Here is an 18848-nt window from a genome sequence, read left to right as displayed (position 1 = left end):
ATGATTGGTTTATTTCCGCCGTGTTGTACTAGGTAATGTTAGCAGAAGTAGAAACATAAATTGGTTTGCTTTTAAGGTCGGCAAGGGTTTTAATTGCTGGGTTGGGATGTGCAATGAGACACCAAGGGTCTTTCTGGAAAATTGCTGCGACTGTGATTTTGGGAATATCTTGTGCTATGGCATTTACGGCATCCATGCCATAACCCGTAAAGAAATCTACCGCATCCCCCATCAACAATTGAGTACCACTAGGAACCTGCGGCCCACCTATTTTGATGGTTACATCTAAACCGTAGTCTTGGTAAATACCAGTGGCTATCGCCTGGGAAAATCCGCCGTGTTCTGCTTGTGCTATCCAGTTTGTACCAAAGGTAACTTTATCTAACCGAGAATTGCTAGTTGACGGTTGGTTGCTGTTAGTACAAGCAGCAAGAATGCTGCTACCAATCCAGATAGAACTGTATTGAATAAAGTTGCGGCGATTAAGGCGATGAATTGCTTTTGATGAGGGTGATGACGGATTCATAAAACAGTATGATCCTCTCTCCTATCTGCCGTTGTAGCTGAATCTAAATGTACATTCTAGAATCAACTTTTGATTCACTAGCGAATAGGGCTGAATTTCTAAAGCACGTTGAAAAGCTCGGATCGCTTGTCCATACTGTCCTAGTGCTGCATAGCATAAGCCCATACCGTGAAGTGCCCCAAAATGTATTGGATTTATCTGCACAACCATCTGACAATCTGCCAGAGATTTTTGGTAATCACCAATACTGTAATAAAGGAAAGCCCGGCGATTCCAAGCTTCGGCAAAATCTGGCTGATCTTTTATAAGTGCTGTCAGTGCTGTTTCGGCTTCAGCAATTTCACCAGCATCCAGTAACTTTTGACTGCGGTCAATTATTTCCAGCCCATAGATTCCCTTTTGCTGAAACCAGATTCGCCAGATTTTTCTGGTTGCTTTGTCCCGGATTGTGGCATCGGGGTTTTTCAACTCTTCAAGTAAGGAATTGATAGATAAAGAATCCATGAATTTGAGATCAGTGAATATACCTTTGTATTAACTTTCTCACAAAATATATCTATTAATTCATTTTTAAAGTCATCTTTAAATTTGCGCTGATTAATTGCTAATTATGAATTTTCTGTGTTATTTATTGGATTCAGCAATACGACTAATACCACACTAGACATTTAGAGTTATAAAAAGAAAAACTTACTAGAGGTAGTTGACAGATCCCTAGTGAGTAATAGCTGATAAAAAGATCCCTAATATGCCAGAATTGCAAGATGCCATAGACAAAGGTCGTTTGCAGGTAGATGGCAAGATTATGAAACCAGGTGGTGATTTGGTTGTCACCAAAGCCGCAGTTGAACCTGTTTGGTATTTACCAGGAATTGCCAAGCGCTTTGGCATTGCCGAATCAGAGTTGCGTCGCGCTTTAGGAGAGGTGACGAAATTCTGAGTTTACAATGCCCGAAAGCGTCAAGAAGGAGGCGATCGCGCTGATGCTTACTTTGCCCGTACAGAATGCGTCTCTGGAAAAAGCTGCTGCTAAGTTTGATTTGGCAATCGTGAGTGTCTTGTTAGATGCGGGTGCAGGGAATAATTGGAGCTATGATGAGCAGGAGACTGGGTTAAATTTGGTGCGATCGGAAGAAAAGTTGGGTATGAGTCCCGAAGAACTGCCACTAGTAAAAATCCTCCAAGGGGGAACCTGGACAGCTGGGCGTAAAATTGCCGCTGAACTCAGAATAACTGGTACATTCCCTATCCAAATAGATAGTGATGGCACAGTATTTTAAGGCAGAAGGCAGTATTCATAAACCTTTATCTCTGATTTCAATTCCTGCATTTTTACCTTACTAAAAAAGTAAACTCCTGTAATTACTAACTCGTTTTAGACCACCAAGTATTTCCCCAAAAATTACGAATTACGTTAGCGACGCAGGAGCGTCATTACGAATTACGAATTAGTTTGGCATCATTAACTCCGTTGTCAACATAGCCAGAATAAATACGCAATCAACCGCTGAACCAATCAGAGGGCCAAAAATACTCTTTGGCAAAACATTTCCAAAAAGCATGATTAGCGTTCCCATAAACATCCACAGCCATTGTGTTTGGCACCAGATGTAGAATCCCACCACTGCTACCAGCAAGGCTGTGAAAATTGTCAAAACTGGCACACTACAACTTTTAGGTTTGTAACGCAATGTGCCAGCAAAAGTTGTCGGTATTAGCTCTAGTTGTCGAAAGTCAGTTACCAAGCCAAGTACAATCAGCCCTATAGCGATCGCCCAGCAACCTTTGTACACCATTGGATTATTCGCCCACGCTACACCTGCAATGTATGCTAGGTTGACAGCGATCACCACTAATAATGGCACAAATAAATTGTGGAATAGAAAGCGCAAGCGGTTAAGTAATTTCAGTAAAGTGCCCTCATTAATTAGGCTACCCACTGAAACAATCAAATTGTCGTAGAACATTCCAGATAGCACGACAATCAGCAGAATTGTGGTAATTCTGTGTGATTGTTGAAATAAACTAATTCCCCAGATCGCCAACCCCAAAGTGGCTATCGTATAGACTGGATACAAAAAAGCTGCCATAATTTTTTCACAGAATTAATTAATTCTTGAAGATGGTTTTGTAGCTTACAATTTGTTTTTCCAGCCGAGATTAGCCGTCGCCCTTTTTAGACTACAAAAACTTAGCGATCGCTAAGTTGAGAGAATATTCTGATATATGACTATTGGTGTAGTATGATTGCCCGATGTGGGGTTCTATTCCCCTGCCCATGTTCTGATTAAGCTGTTTGCACTTGTCATGTAATACACAACTCTAAAAGCTGCACGTTTTGGAGAATCTATTCCCAAAATGCAGTCAAATATAAGGTGCATTACCAAACCCATAATCTCATTACAGGTATACCATCTATTAAGAGTAAGTCCAAGTCTTATGCAACACGATTTCTAAAATTCTTATTTCAACCAGTTTTGCCTAAAATATGTACAACCAAGTAACACTAATTGAACATCCATTGATTCAGCACAAACTAACGCTGATGCGTAAAGCTGAAACTAGTACAACAAAATTCCGTACTCTCCTGAAAGAAATTAGCCTATTGTTGGCTTATGAAGTTACACGGGATTTACCACTGAAATATGAACAGATTAAAACACGCCCTAGCCCCGATGAGTGCGCCAATGCTTGCTCCTGAGAAAAAGTTGGTGCTAGTTTCTGTGATGCGGGCGGGACAGGGAATTTTGGATGGTATGTTGGAGTTAATGCCATCAGCACGGGTGGGGCATATTGGTTTATACCGTGACCCGAAAACCCTGATTCCTGTTGAGTATTATTTCAAAGTTCCTCATGATGTTGAGCAGCGAGATATGCTCGTGGTAGATCCAATGCTAGCCACTGGTAATTCAGCTGTGGCAGCTGTGGAACGACTGAAATAAACTAATCCCTTATCAATTAAGTTTGTCTGCTTACTCGCTGCGCCGGAAGGTATAGAGCGTTTTTGTCATGTACATCCTGATGTGCCGCTGTATACCGCTGCTATTAATGACCATTTGGATGAACATGGCTATATTATTCCTGGATTGGGGGATGCTGGCGATGCCTGCGGCGGGCTACGCCTACGCTTATTTGGCACAAAATAGGCTGATTACTATAAGTAAATAATGAACAATGTAGTGATTAACCCAACATTATCCAAATCATTGATTAACAACTTTCACCTTCGTCAAATTGGGGAATTTTTCAGACACAAATCCCTAGCAAATACATCAGGTTAATATATTAATTTCATATACAATATTGATTAACTCTCTCAGACTATTCCCCGATCATCTACTATAATGTTGGATACTTCGTCGCCGATACTTCAACGATAAATATTACATCGTAACTACTAATGGTACAAGCTAATATTGGACAATTAGAAATAGAAATATCACAACGCATCACAAAATTATATCATGATAGGCTAGGTAAGTCTCCTAGCCAAATCATTTGCCATTTTTTTGATACTGAAATTGTAATTTCTCTAGAAGACTCTGTTACCCAAGTTGAACAAACTCTATTGAAGGGAGGTTATGATAGTTTAGCTGAACAAGTACGATTATATTTAGAAAAAGTAATTAAATCAGAATTGAAAAGTTTGATTGAAGAACTTATTGGTAAGCCCATACTCGACCTGATGACAAATACAAATTTAGCAACAGGTCGTACTGGGATTATTGTGGTTTTAAATCCAATTACCTGATGTTCGAAATGCCGAATCTATTCCAACAAGGGAAATGTAAAGAATTTAGCTGACTGATATGGCGATTGATTACCACTTCTAATTGATGAAAATCGAATGGTTTAGTAATGCAATCATCAAATCCTGTGAGCATCGTGGAGTCATCATCTTGTGCCGTTGTTAGAGGTGTTACTGCAATGATCGGGATAGTAGCAGTTTTTGAGTCGTGTTTGAGGTGATCTATGACTCGTTTGGCACTCAAATTAGATAGCATCATATCTAGCATGATTAAATCTGGTTGATGAGTTTGTGCCAACATCACAGCTCTCACTCCTTGTTTAGTACAAATGCATGAAAAATTTAATATTCCTAGATGAGAATTAAGTAGCTCTAAATCATGTAGATTCTGTTCTACAACCAAAATTAAAGGTTGTCCATTCATAAGCAGTTAATCTTGTCCAAAAAAGGCTAGGGATAAAGACTCCACCCATTAGGAAAACCTAGAGGTCTTTTTTTTATGGTAAGTGCTTAAATAAATGTACGGATATGTCTTCAGGTGACTAACTAGGGTATGAAATGAACCAGATGATGTATAGTTCATTGAGTTATCCATCTGTGCTGAATTTTAGATAAAACATCGCAAGGTAATCATAATATCAAGCAAATAGTAGCATATATGATGTATGCACTGACAAGAATTTACTAGTACAGCACGGCATAAATAAACCACCCATTTCCAATCAACACAACCCTTACGCTGTCTTCATTTTTAATTTTTAATTTTTAATTTTTAATTCCGCCTTGCGGTACTAGTCTTACCCACCACAGGCATCGCCTCTGTTGCATCATTAGAAATTACTTAAGTATATTTAATCATCAAGTAACTGACGTGCAAGAGCGATCGCTTCTGTTGGTGTTGAAACTTTCCCCTCAGCTTGTGCTACGGCTATTTCTGTCAGCAGTTGACCGATAATTGGCGAAGCTGGAATATCTAATGCTATAATCAACTCTTTCCCGCTCACTAGTGGAGTGGGATGAGCGACCAGATCATCAGGGTTGAGGTAGCGGTTAATCAAAGGTGCTAAGACTTGGTAGCCCCTTGCTTTGGTTTCCACTGCTGTGTGTAGTGGCTTGTCGCCAGACATCGCCTCTACCAAATTATCAAGTGCTACAGCTAGCACTGCGATCGCAGGAAATACAATATCTGCGTTATGGAACAACAAGTATTGTTCTCGCAAAGACATCTCGACTACTTGAAGCTGCGGTAATAGTTTCAGAACAGTAGTTACACCCCGAATTTCGGCACGACTATAAGTGAGTTCCTGTAGCTCTATTTCTGCTAATTCTGGATTTGGGTTGACTAGACTTGCAAGTTTGGCAACACCTAACCAAGTAGTTTTGATACTATCGCGGACATACTCTTGCAGTTGTGCCCCTAATTGTTGCCAATTTTGGCTGAGTAAGGCAGCTGCATTGTCAACTGCTGCTAGTTTGATTAAGCTTTCACGAGTGGCATTTTTGAAGAAAGGGGCAAGTAAACCATCTTCCCAAGCGCTTGTAATCCAGGGAGTACCCTGAGAATTTGCCAGCAGATAGCCAATTTCTACCCGAAATCGTTCGGCTGCAACTTTGCTGAGATGTGATGCCAAAGAACGAATTGCGGCTTGGGTAGCTGGCTCAATAGTAAAACCTAGTTGGGCGGCTTGGCGATAACCTCGCATTAACCGCAAAGGGTCATCTTCGAGGTTTGCGGGTGATACCATTCGCAAAATGCCCTGTTGTAAGTCTACATAACCTTGCAGAGGATCGATAATTTCTTGTGTATGGGGATTATAAGCGATCGCATTTACTGTAAAGTCCCGTCTGTGCAAATCAACTTCTAAACTATCTCCTTCCTGTTGGGCAAAATCAGCTGTAGCGTGGGGAAAAACCACACGCGCAATTTGTCGTTTTGCATCAAGCAAGACAAAACCAGCTTTGTAATGATGAGCGATCGTTCTCGCTACCTTTACCGCCTTGGATGGTATAACAAAATCTAGATCCAGATATTCGCGAGTTCTGCCAAGGATGGCATCTCGGACAGCGCCACCTACCATGTAAGCGGGTTGTGGCAAGAATTCTAAGCTGAAAGGCCAATTTTCGGGAGCGAGGGTAGAAGGAATTGATTTATGCATTGTAATAAAAATCAACCCAGCAACTCATGAATAACAGTTGGGCTTAAGTTAGATTAACAATAAAGGCCCCTGGAGTTGGTTCTATTATGTGTATTTGCGTGAATTGCCACTATGTAGACAGCTGTGTTACCTATCATGCCGTGGAAGGGCAGCACCAACAGCCTCACTTGACTGAAACACCAGATTTTGATCCAAATGAACCTTCCATCAATGTCAACATTCGGACTCAAGATGATGTAATTGAAATGGAATGGGATGTTGTTGGTTGTCTGAGCTTTAAGCGGGAGACAGGTAAGTGGTCAAAATTGCGTCCTGGTGAATTAGTGCCGACTTGAAAAGTCAAGAGTAGTATGTTATGTTTGCGTCCATTAATAACAGAACCTTGACAATTCAATCCCAAGTTTTCTAGTGAAAGCAAAAGTATTTATTTTGACTTTGCACACGTAAATTTTTCGCGGGGGTATGGCGATTGTTAAAACCCTTATTCTTTCGTTGACCCCCGCGAAAATCATGCGGTGTAAGCGTTTGGCGAGGGTGTGATTTTAATTTTTTGTCAATAACTTAAGCTTATTGACAGGTAAATTAGACCCCCCGCTAAAATGACCCCTTCAAAAGCAGTCACAGCAAGGGTTATAGAAAGGGTAGGGTTTTTCAATAACTTCCCCTCACGGGGATGAAAACAATCTTCTTGGCATAGCCAAGACGTGTTCTGGTACATGTTTTTCAATAACTTCCCCTCACGGGGATGAAAACTTCTTCTATCTTTTGAAAGATAAATTCCCGGAAACTTTGGAGGTTTTTCAATCACTTCCCCTCACGGGGATGAAAACTTTAATCTTTGAATTGATTGAATCTTTTTATTTGCATGTTTTTCAATCACTTCCCCTCACGGGGATGAAAACGCTCTGGTAAAAGTGTAGTTAATCGCCCCAAAATTGTGTTTTTCAATCACTTCCCCTCACGGGGATGAAAACGTTCCCAAAAAAGCATCAATTGCTGCAACATAGCCTAGTTTTTCAATCACTTCCCCTCACGGGGATGAAAACCTGTTAAAGCCGAAATTGTCACTAGTGTAAATTAACTAATTATTTTGTCAATTTAATAAAATATTGTCACAGCATTCTAAATACCTAAAACCCTGACACCATTTTTACCTGAATTATAATGTATTGCCAAAAACATCAAATTCCATGACTTTTACCAACTACCCAATTACGCCGGAAAAACCGAGCTAAAGCTGATTCTTCTAAAGATAGATAAATTGGGCGTCCGTGGGGACAAGTGCGAGGGTTGCGAGTGCGTTGCCAATTATCTAAAAGTATCTGCATTTCTTGTTGATTCATTGGTGTACCGTTACGAATAGCACTGCGACAGGCGACGGCTACTTGGGCTGTTTGTAAGTCGCCTCCCCAACTAAGTTCTAAAATTGCTTCTGCACAGTCGTCTCGCTGCTGCAAAGGTGCAGGTATATTACGAACTGCCCAAAGTTGTTCGCCAAAGGGTTCTATTTCTAAACCGATGCGTTGCAGTTGCGATACTTGCGCTGGCGATAATTGATAAAGAATTATTGGCGGTTCGACGGGTACAAGTTGCCAATCATCGCATAATTGCTCATATAAAACTCGCTCATGGGCAATGTGCTGTTCTATTAACCACATCCCACCTGAATGTTCCGCCACAATGTAAGTATTGCTAACTTGAGCGACAGCTTTTAAAGAGTTAGGAGTTGGGAGTGAGGAGTTAGGAGTTTTGGGATTTTCGTTAGGATTTTGAGGATTGAAATTGTAGCCGCCTTTGGCTTCTGCGGCTTTGAGTAATTTACTAACTCGTGTTGTGTGAACAGCTTCTTTAAGATTGTTAGAAGAGATGCTGAGTGCTTGGTTAATTGCTTGGGTAACTTGCTCTTGCCAATAAATGATTTCGTTGAGGTAAATTTCTGTTTTTGCTGGATTGCGATTCCAGTTAATTTGATCGGGGGAAATGGCAAGATGTAAGAAACAAATTGGATAGCGATCGCGTGGTAATGTTCTGTGAAATGCTGATAATATGGTTTGCTCTAGTTCCGGCGTCTTCACCATCCTGCCGTTGATGGCTACACGTACCCAATCTGGACGATGACGATGAGTGCGATCGGGTAATCCTACCACTAAATTTAGTGCTGAGTGGGGAGAGACGCGATTCATCGCATCTGTACAAGAGTCTGGAGTAAAGACGCGATTTATCGCGTCTTCTGTACAGGAGTTGGGAGGGTTGGGTATTTCAAGTTTTATTTCTTGTAAGTCACCTTGTCGCACTTGCGGTAAAATCTGTGGTAGTAGTTGTCCAGTTGTAGCAGCCGGACAAATGGTGAACCATTGACGGTCATTTTGCCAAATCTGCCAGGTGACGTGGGGATGACACATAGCGATTTGTTGAATTGTGGCTTGCACAGCTTTCATTTGCTGTGCTGTTGTGGGTAATCCCTGACGACGAGATGAGCAATTACCAAAAAGATTGGAAACTGTAACTACTGTACCAGGTGCGATCGCAGTTACTTCAACTTCCACAACTTCCCCGGCGTCACCGTAAACTATCCGCCATCCTAATTTTCCACCCACAGGACGACTCAAAATTTCCAAATCTGCCAGAGTCGTCAAACTATGCAACGCCTCACCACGAAACCCCAAACTGTTAATTTTCCACAAATCGGCACTAGAACGAATTTTACTGGTGCTGTGGGCTGTCGCTGCTTGTTGCAAATCATCTAGATTCATTCCACAACCATTATCTGCAACACGAATTCGCCATTGCTGCGGCCACAGAGAAACCACAATTCGCGTTGCACCTGCGTCTAGGGAATTTTCTGCCAATTCCCGCACCACAGAAGCTAAAGAGTCGATTACCTCACCAGCCGTAATGAGATATACGACTTCTGTTGGTAGAGCTTGAATAGTAGATGCCATAAATTATAGTTTATAGCTTCTAGGGGCAGAGGGAGATGAGAGATATGGGGAAGATAATGGGGGAAATTTATGAGAAATTTTTATTAATTGTCAAGAAAACTCAATTAAAAGGCAATTTTTGAGAATTTTCTGGTGAAGCCAAATCTTCCCTCCGTAAGACTTATAGCAAAAATCAAAATCAGCAAAAAAGGAACCACAAATAAACATGATGAATTATCTGTGTTTATTTGTGGTTTTTTCTAAAACATTGATTTTTGTAAGATATCTATTGTGCATTACAACTTTCTCTACAGCATCAGAAAAAATCAGTGATTGCAACATTAATTAACATTAAATCACCTTAATTTATGAATATTTCTAGGTGATTGTTAATTAGTATCTCTCATAGCCAAAACTTTAGGTGGTTCAGGTTTCAGTAAACCGTTCAACAGGGATGCGGGACGTTGACTGTAGGGCCAAGCAAAAGCATGACGGAAAGCTGCATCTTGACAAGCTTGTAGTTGTTCAAAACTAATAATGTCGTAAGTCAAGAGATTTTCGTACTCAAACGGTAGACGCACATTGTGCAATCCAGCATTATCAGTACAAATAGCTATATCAACCCCAGCATCAAAACAACGGTCAAAAACTAATTTGAGTTGACGTATATCCTGCAAAGTACCTGTTTTCAAGTAAGTTGTCGGACAAACCTCTAAACATTGTCCGCGTTTAGCCACATCATTAAGTAACTCTGGATACAGTAGGGGGATTTGGATGCCGTGACCAATTCGCATTAAATAGGGTAATAGTTCTGGATAACAACCTGCGGTGGTTTCATATAGATGTCCCGTTGTGTTAACGCCCAGCGATCGCGCATAATCGTATAAGCTAATCCATTCTTCTAAGCGATCGGCGTAATAGCTATCACCCCCTGCTACATCTACTGCACAAACATACTGTTTATTTTGCGCCGCCAAATCAACAATCGCCTTGTTCACCTCATAAGGTAGACGTGTGTGCATACAAAGAATTTGGCTAGTAACAATTGGATGTTCTGGTTGGTGGCTAGCAAGTCCTACTACCCGCACAATTTCTGTCATCTTGTCAATTCTTTCGGATTGATTCAGATGCTCAGGTGTTCGTAGATAGGGAGTGTAACGCAGTTCCAGATAAGCCAAATTTTCAAAAATGTAAGCACCCCGCACCAAGCGGTAGATAAAGTAAGGCAAAGTATCCACAGTTTGCACACTTTCTACCAAGGTGTGTAATTCTAGATACTCATCCAAGGTGTTGCGTGGGCGAGTATAAAAATCTTCAAAGTCTGAATAGTCAGCAAAGCGGGAAATCAACTCTGAAGAATGTCGCTCAAAATATCGCCATAAAACTCGTGGTACGACGGAGCCGCCCAGATGTCTATGTAATTCAGCATATAAAGCCATAGTGGTATTTTTGGGTAAAAATTTCAATAATTGTAACAAAAACATAGAAAGAAAAAATCTGTACTCGAAAAAATTTACCTCCAAAGAAGTTCGAGCAGAGGTTTACCACTATCTGGATTTTTCAACAGAGGCTCCGACCTAAATGCTGGGTGAAGGTCGATATTTTTTCCTTATTTTCTGAAAATCCAGCATTTAATACTGTTTTGAGCATGAATAAACTTGACACTATCAAGATTAAATTGATAGGATTGATGTCTTTAATTAATTTTTGTGTTACAATAAAACAACATTGCTATTGTTGAGCAAGTAAAATATAGCAATATATTTTTCCTTTAACTAAGCAAACTCCTGGCAAGGTTGGTATTAATTGAAAATTCAAGCGTTAGAAGTCAAGGCTGGCGATCGCATTATTGCTTACTGCAACAACAAAATGCAAACCTGCAAGGTAAAACGCATTTTAGATCCTGGTCAAGCTAATATCACACTATCAGTATTCACCTCTGAGAATTATCGCGGATGCTCAGTTTCATCTATAGTCCGCTTCCAAAGCAACGCCTTAGTTGATTTGGTAAGTTAAAAATCAAGTAAATATTCCATCTCAAAAATATTTCTAACTATTGTCCAGCCTCAAGCTGGACAAAACTTTTTCTGTATCCATATCGAATAGAACCCGGAAGCAAGGCAATACTTGTCGGTTAAAGGGAAAAGGGTAAGGGGTAAGGGGAAAGAAAAAACCTTTAACCTTTACCCTTTTCCCAAAACCCAATTCCGAGTTCAAAATGCTTATCCGAGCAGTATTGGGAAGCAAGGCACTTTCGTGAAGTCAGATTATAAACAAGCGATGCCGACATCCGGCATCGCTTATGCAGACTACTATATTTAATTACTTAGCCCATACTTTCATCAGTTTTGGTCAAACTGCATACGTTGCAAAATGCAAAATTGACAAGCGATTATTTCATTGATGGCTTTTTTAATTCTTTTTCACATCACGAGCCATGTTGAGGTAGTAGTCGTCAATTTTGGCATTAGGACGACGGCGGTTAGTGGTAGGAATTTTAGCAGTGTTATCCCGATTCGTTTCAATTGGCTCTTTTGCAGAAGCTTGCTTTATGCCTTTCACTTCATCAGATTCCAAGAAATAACCAGAACTACTAAATCCGAAAAGCTTGGCAAAAAAACCAAATAAATTTCCTACGAAATTGGAAACACTTTTGAATAGAACACCAAACAAGCCTTGAAGACGAAGGAACAAGTTCCGAACAGTTTGAGTTAAACGAAACATAACAGCACCCTCTATGATTGCCTATTATCATTGTGACTTAATTCCAATAGGAGGAATGGTGCTATGCAAAAAATCTACCAGGCGTAGGCGTGAGAGCAACGAGAATTTCTTACAGGTTACATTTGCAACATTTCTATTTGGCACTACTAACTCTATAACTGCGTCAACCATATTGCAGCTAAATTACTGTATCAGTTTTCCTGGTGCAGCAATTTAACCTTGATATGGAATTAAATATAACCAATAAACCTTATTTAATCAGTAGACGTAATGACAACTCAGTTCTGGGGAAAAACCATAGAAATCAATGCTACTCTAACTAGCTTACTATTTAACCCTGTGCGTAAACGCTTACTTCTATGTCGCAGCAAGCTACGCAAAGCGTCTGGTAGAGTTGCAGCTTATCGCCAGACATCGCCTTTCATTCGTCAAGGTTGGTGGCTTTTAAGGAAGCGTCTGTTGCCATTATTATGTCTGATATCATTTCTTACGGTATTGCTACTCAATACTTTTGCTCCTGCTATTGCCCAATTACCTCCTCAACCTCGTCAAGAAATTCGGGGTGTGTGGCTGAGTGGTAACGATTTTAGCGTTTTCCGAAATCGCTCAAAGGTGCAAGCAGCTATGAGCCAACTGCGGCAGTTAAACTTTAACACCGTTTATCCAGTCGTGTGGAACGATGGCTATACACATTACCCCAGTGCCATCATGCAAAAAAAGGGTATTCCCTTCTTCTTCAAGGGAACAGATGGACAAGATGTGATTGCAGACATTATCAGCCAAGCCCGCAGAGAAGGGCTACTAGCAATACCCTGGTTTGAATTTGGTTTCATGGTTCCCCTAACTTCGGAACTTGCATCGCAGCATCCAGATTGGCTGACACAAAAACGGGATGGTACTCAAACTTCAATTAGTGCTGCGGGTGAAGTAGCGTGGTTGAATCCGTTTCACCCTGAAGTGCAAAAGCTTATCACTGAACTCGTGATGGAAGTCATTACTCAATATGATGCTGATGGCGTTCAATTTGACGACCACATGAGTTTACCTGTGGATTTTGGTTACGATAAATACACAATTAATTTATATACTCAAGAAACGGGCAATCCTCCCCCGCCTAATCCCCAAGCCCAAGCATGGATAAAATGGCGGGCAGATAAAATCACTACATTCATGGTAGACCTCCACCAAACCGTGAAAGCCCGAAAACCGAATGCTATCTTCGCAGTTTCTCCCAATTACTATGATTTTGCCTACAAGCTGCAACTGCAAGACTGGCTGAACTGGGTACGGTTGGGTATTGTCGATGAGTTGGTAATGCAGGTATACCGTAATGATTTAGAAAGTTTTATCGCTCAAATTAATCGCCCAGAAATTTTAGAAACCCAAAAAGTCATCCCAACTGGTATCGGTATTATGGCTGGGTTACGAAATCGCCCAGTTTCCATGCCACAAATCCAATCCCAGGTACAAGCAGCGCAACAACGCGGTTTAGGTAGCGGCTTTTTCTACTACGAAAGCCTTTGGGATATCGCCCCTGAACCAGCAGCGCAACGCCAGTCAGCATTTGCGGCTCTTTTCCCAAAACCGGCGTTGCGTGATATCTCTCAAAATACACCCCGCAAGCCAACTTTTGATACCATATCCCTACCTTTATATCCAAAACCTTCCCTTGGCCAACGTGTTCGCGGCTATTTTCTAGAAATAGCGATCGCAGGTGGTCAGCCAAGACGTATCTTATTAGATACAGGTTCAGCAGGGCTACGAGTTCCCAAAGAGTTTTTAGGTAATGCTCCAATCCGCAGAACAGGAGAAAATATCAAGGAAGTATTAAGTGATGGTACTATCCTGGAGGGAGAATTAGTTTATGCTAATATCCGATTTGGTTTGCTTCCCGCCGCAGAACCCGTTCCGGTACAGATTGTTACTAGCCGCCAATGTATTGCCCAAAAGCCTAATTGTTCAGCAAAGAGTGGTGCGCCATTTTCCGGTATTATCGGTGTCAACTATTTTGAAAAGTCACTTCTCTATAATCCGTTGAGAAAATTACCAGGCAATCTGAGTAACGGATTTATCGTGATGGGAAATGGTGGTAGTAACAACAATGGCAGCTTAATTCTCGGTTTGACTGCCAATAATCAAGCAGGTTTCAAAATGGCTCCTTGGAGTAAACAAAGCGAAATTAATGGTGTACCCGGTAACAGATGGGACTCTCAACTGAGTAAAGTTTGTTTAACTCTTGCTGGGAGTTCTGCTAAAAATTCTTGTAATGGCAAAATGATCACTGATACTGGAACCATTAATGGTTTGACTGAATTTAAGTCAGCTTCCACAGCAGGTAAACTCAAACCAGGAGTATTACGTTCAGCAAATGCTCTGAAAGTAGGAATTAATAGCATTTTTGATTACAGCTTGGCACCAGGAACCCGCGACGGATTTAATCGCTGGAATTTGAGTATCTCGCCACAGTCAGAACTTCCTATATTTGTAAATACTGGCATCGCATTTTTTGATAAATACGATGTCCTCTTTGACCAAGTTAATGGAAGACAAGGTTTTCGCAGTCGCCGGTAAGAGGAAATTAAACCCGCATTTCTCACAAGCTCAAAGCGTTTGATGGAGCAGAAGAGAAGTAATGAGTAATGAGTAATGAGTAATGAGTAATGAGTAATGAGTAATGAGTAATGAGTAAAAACTTCTTACTTATTACTTATTACTTATTACTTCTCCCCTGCACAAGCGCAGGCTTGAAGAGGTGTGGTGAGAAATCCGGGTAAAGACTTCCTCTCTCCGATAGCCTTCAAAACTAATTTTCCTGAACCAGCAAAACTGATTTTACGGGACGCTTGATAGAATTTCCTTCCAAATCAACCTTCCCGTAAAAGGTTTTGCCCTTGTAATAAAGCGAAGATGAACTCCCGCCATCCAAATTCATCGCTTGATCAGCACCAAGAGTTTTCATAAAATCAGCTAATGCTGGTAAGGATATCCCAGAGTTCGCGGGAGTCGAGGGTTTTTGAGCCACCATAACTAAAATAACGCTGCCATCACGGGTTATACCCACAGCAGTCCTGGCATTGGGTTGGTTACTGCCAAGTGCATCTCGTTTATTGGCATTATCTACAAAGCCCTCTTTTACTGACGTGAGTTCTGGTAATAGACCTGGGCCAGCACCTATAGCATCGACTAACTGACAACCTACTGGTGGTGACTGACTGTGTAGGGCAATGGAATAGCGGATAGTTTGCCCACATAAGTAGCGGCGGAATTCTGCACGATTGAATATTTGACTCAGGTAAGGTTTTAAGTTGGGATTGTTCACTAGTCGCTCATTTTCCTTGGGGTCAGCTACCAACTTCCCTTGTAGGACAACGTAAGATGTCGATTTTTGATTGGCTGGGTCAAAAAAGCCTGCGTTCAAAATAGCTACGGCTCGATGCTTCTGGGCAAATTCCTCTACAGTGGCTACCTTCTCTGATAATGCAGGAGTCACCAAAAATCTGCTATTCGCTGGAATTAACACGATGTGAGCTATGCTTTGGGGCAAAGTGCGCTCAAAGTAGCGAATAGTTTTTGGTGGCGAGGATGCAACAGTCGGTATTAACGGTGTTGAAGAACGCAAATTAAACCACAACACCATTGTCAAACTAATTAATATCAAAGCCAGTAGTTTGATTTTTCTCACATTTAAACCCACTGCGATTAGCTCAAACAAAGTTAGTTTAGTTGAAATTAAGACCATGTTAGAAACCACAAACCTGAAAAATATCTCCAAAAAATTCGCTATAGCTAGAAATTGTGCTTCTTTCAAAGAAAATGAGGCAATGAGAGCTATTGCGTATAGCATGGATGGATTTACTACTACCTGGTTTATATATAGGAATCCGCTTTGATTTCTGAATCACTCGTAGAGGTAAGGGACTGGGGATTGGGGACTGGGAAGAAGGAATAAAGGTGTACTGAGTTTTGTTCAAAAATCAAATATGAGTCCTATATATGGCTATTTGGTTTTAGTTTTCGCATTGGTGGGAGCGTACCAGATGATATTCCCCATAAATATCCTGGTAAAATTCACAGTGATACTGGAATTGCTTTAGTATTACCAGGATATAGAATTTTTACGACTTACCAGGGTAGTTATGACCCTAAACAGGCATCAAATACAGGGACTAACGCAATACGGTTCAGTTAAGGTTACTGGTGTAGATAATTTGTCTTTGAAGACGCGATGAATCGCCGTCTCTACAAGTGTTTTGGGCTTATCTGACCTGTATTGCAATAGAAGCACTCGATATCCCACCAAGGGCAAGTCATCCAGATGGTTCACCTCGCTATGATTTGTTGAACTTCCGGCTGAGGACTAAGTTAGACTGTTCTCATTTCCAACGTGGGCAGAAAGTTTTGGTTGAGAGGATTTTTTTAGTTTGTAATACTTTCACTACCAAAATAAATTAGCTATCTCCTGTAACTGATTCCAATTCTAGAGACAGCGAATGTGTATCTCTGGATGTTGAGGCAGGTAAGTACACTGTAAATTGAGTGCCTCTGCCTACTTGACTGTAAACATTGACAAAACCACCGTGATTTTTAATAATACCCAACACCGTGGAAAGCCCTAAACCCGTACCTTTTCCTACCTCTTTGGTAGTGAAAAATGGTTCAAAAATTCGTTCTTGAACTTCCGACGACATCCCCATCCCAGTATCCGTCACCACGATCGCAATATAAGAACCTACTTTCACATCAATATTTATCTGGGCAGAATGTTCGCCAATCACCAGATTTTCCGCCGCAATCCTTAAAATTCCGCCATTGGGCATGGCATCACGGGCGTTGATGACTAAATTTATCAGCACTTGATGTAGTTGAGTTATATCTCCACGAACGTACCAGAGATTTTTAGGGATATCTATCTGGCAAATAATGGAATTAGGAAATGTTTGAGCGATAATTTGCTCAATTTCTGCCATTAAAGGCTGAATTTGGACAATTGTTTGTTTGCCTTCAATACCTCGTGCAAAAGATAATACTTGCTTGAGCAAATTAGCACCGCGTTTAACATTATTTTCTAAAGTTTGCAGTATTTGCTGACTCTGCTGATCGGGCAATTTCCTCTGCAACAGTTGAACTGACATTAAAATTGGGGATAGTATATTGTTCAGGTCATGGGCGATACCGCCAGCTAAAGTACCGATACTCTCCAAACGTTGCGATCGCAAAAGTTGAGCTTCCAGTTGTTTCTGCTGTGTGATTTCGGTGTTCACACTCAAAATGGATTTGGGTTGTCCATTATCATGTCGTATCAGTGTCCACCGACTTTCAACGATAATTACTTTACCTTCCCTTGTCAGTTGATGCAACTCACCCCGCCACTCACCCGCATTCATCACCGTTAAGTAAGCATCTTCTAGCTGTGGTGAAATCTCTTTATACAAAAGTTGCAAAACATTCTTACCCACAACTTCCTCAGCCTTCCAACCGTACAAACTCTGGGCACCTTTATTCCAAAACAAAATTTGGTTGCGGATATTTCGTACTACAATTGCGTCAGTTGATACATCCAACAGCGCTGCTTGTTCACGAATTTTCTGTTCTGCCTGTTTTTGCTGAGTTACATCTCGTATCAGTGCTAAATGGATGAACGTCCCATCAGATTCGTTACGCAGTGGTACAGCATGAGTTTCCATGTAGCGGCGAGTGCCTTTAAATCCAACGATTTCAAACTCCAAAGTTCCCTTGTTACCTTGGCAGATACTTTTATGCAAGTCGGCAAAGGCTGCTCTATACTCTGGTAAAATTACAGCATCAACTGGTTTGCCAATCAAAACATCAGCACTTTCCACTTCCATCATTGCCAGCCCTTCTGCATTGATTTCTAAAAGGGTTCCATCCCTGGCAATTAAGTTGATACATTCTGGTTCTGCATCTATCATGGCTCGTAAACGATTTTCGCTTTGGCGTAGGGCCAATTCCGTCTGCTGAAGTTGCCTGATATAGCGCCACAACAAGTCATACAGCAGCGCCACCAGCACCAAATCCACAATAGCCGCGATAAAAAATGTAACTATCGCCTTTTGAGAAATTGCTTGCGACTGTTGCATTCCCTGCTGTAATAAATTTTGCTCTACCTCTAAAAAGTCGTGAATAAGCTGTTGGATTTCTTTGCTGTTTTGCTTGTCTTTGACAGATAAAATTCTCTTTTGAACTGCTTCAAACCCCTGGTTTTGTCTGAGGGAAATCTCTTGTTGCAAAATGTTGAGTCTACTGTTAATTTTCGGCTCCAGCAAAGAAACCCACTGCTGCTTTTGATGGTTATCAGCAGTTAACTTACTGAGAGTCTGAATGTTGCGATTAGTTTGTTCATAAGCTACAAGATAAGTTTTTAGGTCATCTGCATCTGCTGTAATTAAGTAATTACGTTGTGCAGTCTCAGTATCTTGGAGTGTAGATTGGATACTTTCAACTTGAACAATAATTTTATATGATGATGTCACCCATTGCTGGTTGTAAATCAGCTTAACAGTGTTACCGTAGGAGACTACAGCATTAGTAAATATAACTGCCAATGCTAGGACGAATATTGCTTTCAGCTTTTGGATTCGATACCATTTTTTGCTCATGCGATCGCCCTTTCTGCCGCAGATGACCTCCATCAGTTTAAATTAAAGAGTAAAAACAAATACTGAGAATATTTTAAAGATTTAAATAGCACTGGTAATAAAATATAGTCTGTGATAAGTGTAAATATCTGGATTTTTTGGGATGGTGATTTATAC

14 protein-coding genes, 4 pseudogenes and 1 CRISPR repeat array are annotated in these 18848 nt (G+C 40.9%); of the genes and pseudogenes, 8 read left to right on the top strand and 10 right to left on the bottom strand.

The genetic code is table 11. The annotated features are described in order from the left end of the window. Positions 1-28: 28 nt before the first annotated feature. Positions 29-526, bottom strand: a complete 498-nt coding sequence (locus ACWATR_RS28395; RefSeq protein ID WP_460339479.1) for an ABC transporter substrate-binding protein — start codon at positions 524-526, stop codon at positions 29-31. Between the two features lie 21 nt (positions 527-547). Continuing rightward, complete coding sequence (locus ACWATR_RS28390; protein WP_460339477.1) at positions 548-1030, bottom strand: tetratricopeptide repeat protein; 483 nt, start codon at positions 1028-1030, stop codon at positions 548-550. A gap of 241 nt (positions 1031-1271) precedes the next feature. Between ACWATR_RS28390 and ACWATR_RS28385 the strand changes: the two are divergent. The 3 pseudogenes from ACWATR_RS28385 to ACWATR_RS28375 form a co-directional block, all read left to right on the top strand. After that, positions 1272-1544 (top strand): annotated as a pseudogene (locus ACWATR_RS28385) (hypothetical protein); the annotation flags it as partial. Continuing rightward, positions 1510-1599, top strand: a pseudogene (locus ACWATR_RS28380) (hypothetical protein); the annotation flags it as partial. The pseudogenes ACWATR_RS28385 and ACWATR_RS28380, both read left to right, overlap by 35 nt. A 60-nt stretch (positions 1600-1659) precedes the next feature. Beyond that, positions 1660-1806, top strand: a pseudogene (locus tag ACWATR_RS28375) (DUF1688 family protein); the annotation flags it as partial. Positions 1807-1974: 168 nt separating this feature from the next. Here ACWATR_RS28375 and ACWATR_RS28370 read toward each other — a convergent pair. Further along, the gene (locus tag ACWATR_RS28370) at positions 1975-2616 is read right to left on the bottom strand and encodes a hypothetical protein (protein WP_460339475.1); all 642 of its coding nucleotides are present in this window, start codon (positions 2614-2616) and stop codon (positions 1975-1977) included. Positions 2617-3014: 398 nt separating this feature from the next. Between ACWATR_RS28370 and upp the strand changes: the two are divergent. Both upp and ACWATR_RS28360 read left to right on the top strand, forming a co-directional pair. After that, positions 3015-3672 (top strand): annotated as a pseudogene (gene upp / locus ACWATR_RS28365) (uracil phosphoribosyltransferase). Positions 3673-3926: 254 nt separating this feature from the next. Beyond that, positions 3927-4277, top strand: coding sequence for a Na-translocating system protein MpsC family protein (locus ACWATR_RS28360; protein ID WP_460339473.1), 351 nt, complete (start codon positions 3927-3929; stop codon positions 4275-4277). Here ACWATR_RS28360 and ACWATR_RS28355 read toward each other — a convergent pair. Then, the gene (locus tag ACWATR_RS28355) at positions 4270-4698 is read right to left on the bottom strand and encodes a response regulator (protein ID WP_460339471.1); all 429 of its coding nucleotides are present in this window, start codon (positions 4696-4698) and stop codon (positions 4270-4272) included. The two genes, ACWATR_RS28360 and ACWATR_RS28355, sit on opposite strands and share 8 nt — an antisense overlap. A 427-nt stretch (positions 4699-5125) precedes the next feature. Further along, positions 5126-6430 (bottom strand): tRNA nucleotidyltransferase/poly(A) polymerase family protein, encoded by a 1305-nt coding sequence (locus ACWATR_RS28350; RefSeq protein WP_460339469.1) that lies wholly within the window; start codon positions 6428-6430, stop codon positions 5126-5128. An 86-nt stretch (positions 6431-6516) separates the two neighbouring features. Here ACWATR_RS28350 and ACWATR_RS28345 point away from each other — a divergent pair, with 86 nt between their 5' ends. Further along, positions 6517-6765, top strand: a complete 249-nt coding sequence (locus ACWATR_RS28345; protein ID WP_069074638.1) for a Ycf34 family protein — start codon at positions 6517-6519, stop codon at positions 6763-6765. 311 nt (positions 6766-7076) lie between these two features. Next, positions 7077-7476: a CRISPR direct-repeat array (repeat unit 35 nt; unit sequence GTTTTTCAATCACTTCCCCTCACGGGGATGAAAAC). A 135-nt stretch (positions 7477-7611) separates the two neighbouring features. On the opposite strand, the gene mutL is transcribed toward ACWATR_RS28345, so the two are convergent. Together mutL and ACWATR_RS28335 are read right to left on the bottom strand one after the other, a co-directional pair. Further along, positions 7612-9372, bottom strand: a complete 1761-nt coding sequence (gene mutL / locus ACWATR_RS28340) for a DNA mismatch repair endonuclease MutL (protein ID WP_460339466.1) — start codon at positions 9370-9372, stop codon at positions 7612-7614. A 368-nt stretch (positions 9373-9740) separates the two neighbouring features. Beyond that, positions 9741-10790 carry an adenosine deaminase gene (locus ACWATR_RS28335; protein WP_460339464.1) on the bottom strand — a complete coding sequence of 350 codons (1050 nt, stop codon included), beginning with the start codon at positions 10788-10790 and terminating at the stop codon, positions 9741-9743. Positions 10791-11157: 367 nt separating this feature from the next. Between ACWATR_RS28335 and ACWATR_RS28330 the strand changes: the two genes are divergently transcribed. Next, a complete protein-coding gene (locus ACWATR_RS28330; RefSeq protein WP_094352741.1) occupies positions 11158-11367 on the top strand; it encodes a hypothetical protein in 210 nt (69 codons plus the stop codon). A gap of 396 nt (positions 11368-11763) precedes the next feature. Here ACWATR_RS28330 and ACWATR_RS28325 read toward each other — a convergent pair whose 3' ends face one another. Further along, positions 11764-12075 (bottom strand): threonine dehydratase, encoded by a 312-nt coding sequence (locus ACWATR_RS28325; RefSeq protein ID WP_460339461.1) that lies wholly within the window; start codon positions 12073-12075, stop codon positions 11764-11766. Between the two features lie 270 nt (positions 12076-12345). On the opposite strand from ACWATR_RS28325, the gene ACWATR_RS28320 reads away from it, so the two are divergent. Next, on the top strand, positions 12346-14646 hold the full coding sequence (locus tag ACWATR_RS28320) for a glycoside hydrolase family 10 protein (protein ID WP_460339459.1): 2301 nt from the start codon (positions 12346-12348) through the stop codon (positions 14644-14646). A gap of 232 nt (positions 14647-14878) precedes the next feature. Here the strand turns inward: ACWATR_RS28320 and ACWATR_RS28315 are convergent, their stop codons facing one another. Continuing rightward, the gene (locus ACWATR_RS28315; protein WP_460340734.1) at positions 14879-15757 is read right to left on the bottom strand and encodes a phosphodiester glycosidase family protein; all 879 of its coding nucleotides are present in this window, start codon (positions 15755-15757) and stop codon (positions 14879-14881) included. Between the two features lie 766 nt (positions 15758-16523). Then, the gene (locus ACWATR_RS28310; RefSeq protein WP_460339457.1) at positions 16524-18725 is read right to left on the bottom strand and encodes a PAS domain S-box protein; all 2202 of its coding nucleotides are present in this window, start codon (positions 18723-18725) and stop codon (positions 16524-16526) included. Positions 18726-18848 lie beyond the last annotated feature (123 nt).

The sequence above is a fragment of the Nostoc sp. UIC 10890 genome (assembly GCF_054786515.1).
Note: the sequence above shows the minus strand (reverse complement) of the source record. Positions and strands in the feature narration are given on the sequence as shown.

Bases quoted from the DNA above. Each gene is read 5' to 3' on its own strand.
- mutL (WP_460339466.1), bottom strand. From the start codon at position 9,372: ATGGCATCTACTATTCAAGCTCTACCAACAGAAGTCGTATATCTCATT.
- ACWATR_RS28325 (WP_460339461.1), bottom strand. From the start codon at position 12,075: ATGTTTCGTTTAACTCAAACTGTTCGGAACTTGTTCCTTCGTCTTCAA.
- ACWATR_RS28345 (WP_069074638.1), top strand. From the start codon at position 6,517: ATGTGTATTTGCGTGAATTGCCACTATGTAGACAGCTGTGTTACCTAT.
- ACWATR_RS28350 (WP_460339469.1), bottom strand. From the start codon at position 6,430: ATGCATAAATCAATTCCTTCTACCCTCGCTCCCGAAAATTGGCCTTTC.
- ACWATR_RS28360 (WP_460339473.1), top strand. From the start codon at position 3,927: ATGGTACAAGCTAATATTGGACAATTAGAAATAGAAATATCACAACGC.
- ACWATR_RS28335 (WP_460339464.1), bottom strand. From the start codon at position 10,790: ATGGCTTTATATGCTGAATTACATAGACATCTGGGCGGCTCCGTCGTA.
- ACWATR_RS28310 (WP_460339457.1), bottom strand. From the start codon at position 18,725: ATGGAGGTCATCTGCGGCAGAAAGGGCGATCGCATGAGCAAAAAATGG.
- ACWATR_RS28355 (WP_460339471.1), bottom strand. From the start codon at position 4,698: ATGAATGGACAACCTTTAATTTTGGTTGTAGAACAGAATCTACATGAT.
- ACWATR_RS28390 (WP_460339477.1), bottom strand. From the start codon at position 1,030: ATGGATTCTTTATCTATCAATTCCTTACTTGAAGAGTTGAAAAACCCC.
- ACWATR_RS28370 (WP_460339475.1), bottom strand. From the start codon at position 2,616: ATGGCAGCTTTTTTGTATCCAGTCTATACGATAGCCACTTTGGGGTTG.
- ACWATR_RS28395 (WP_460339479.1), bottom strand. From the start codon at position 526: ATGAATCCGTCATCACCCTCATCAAAAGCAATTCATCGCCTTAATCGC.
- ACWATR_RS28320 (WP_460339459.1), top strand. From the start codon at position 12,346: ATGACAACTCAGTTCTGGGGAAAAACCATAGAAATCAATGCTACTCTA.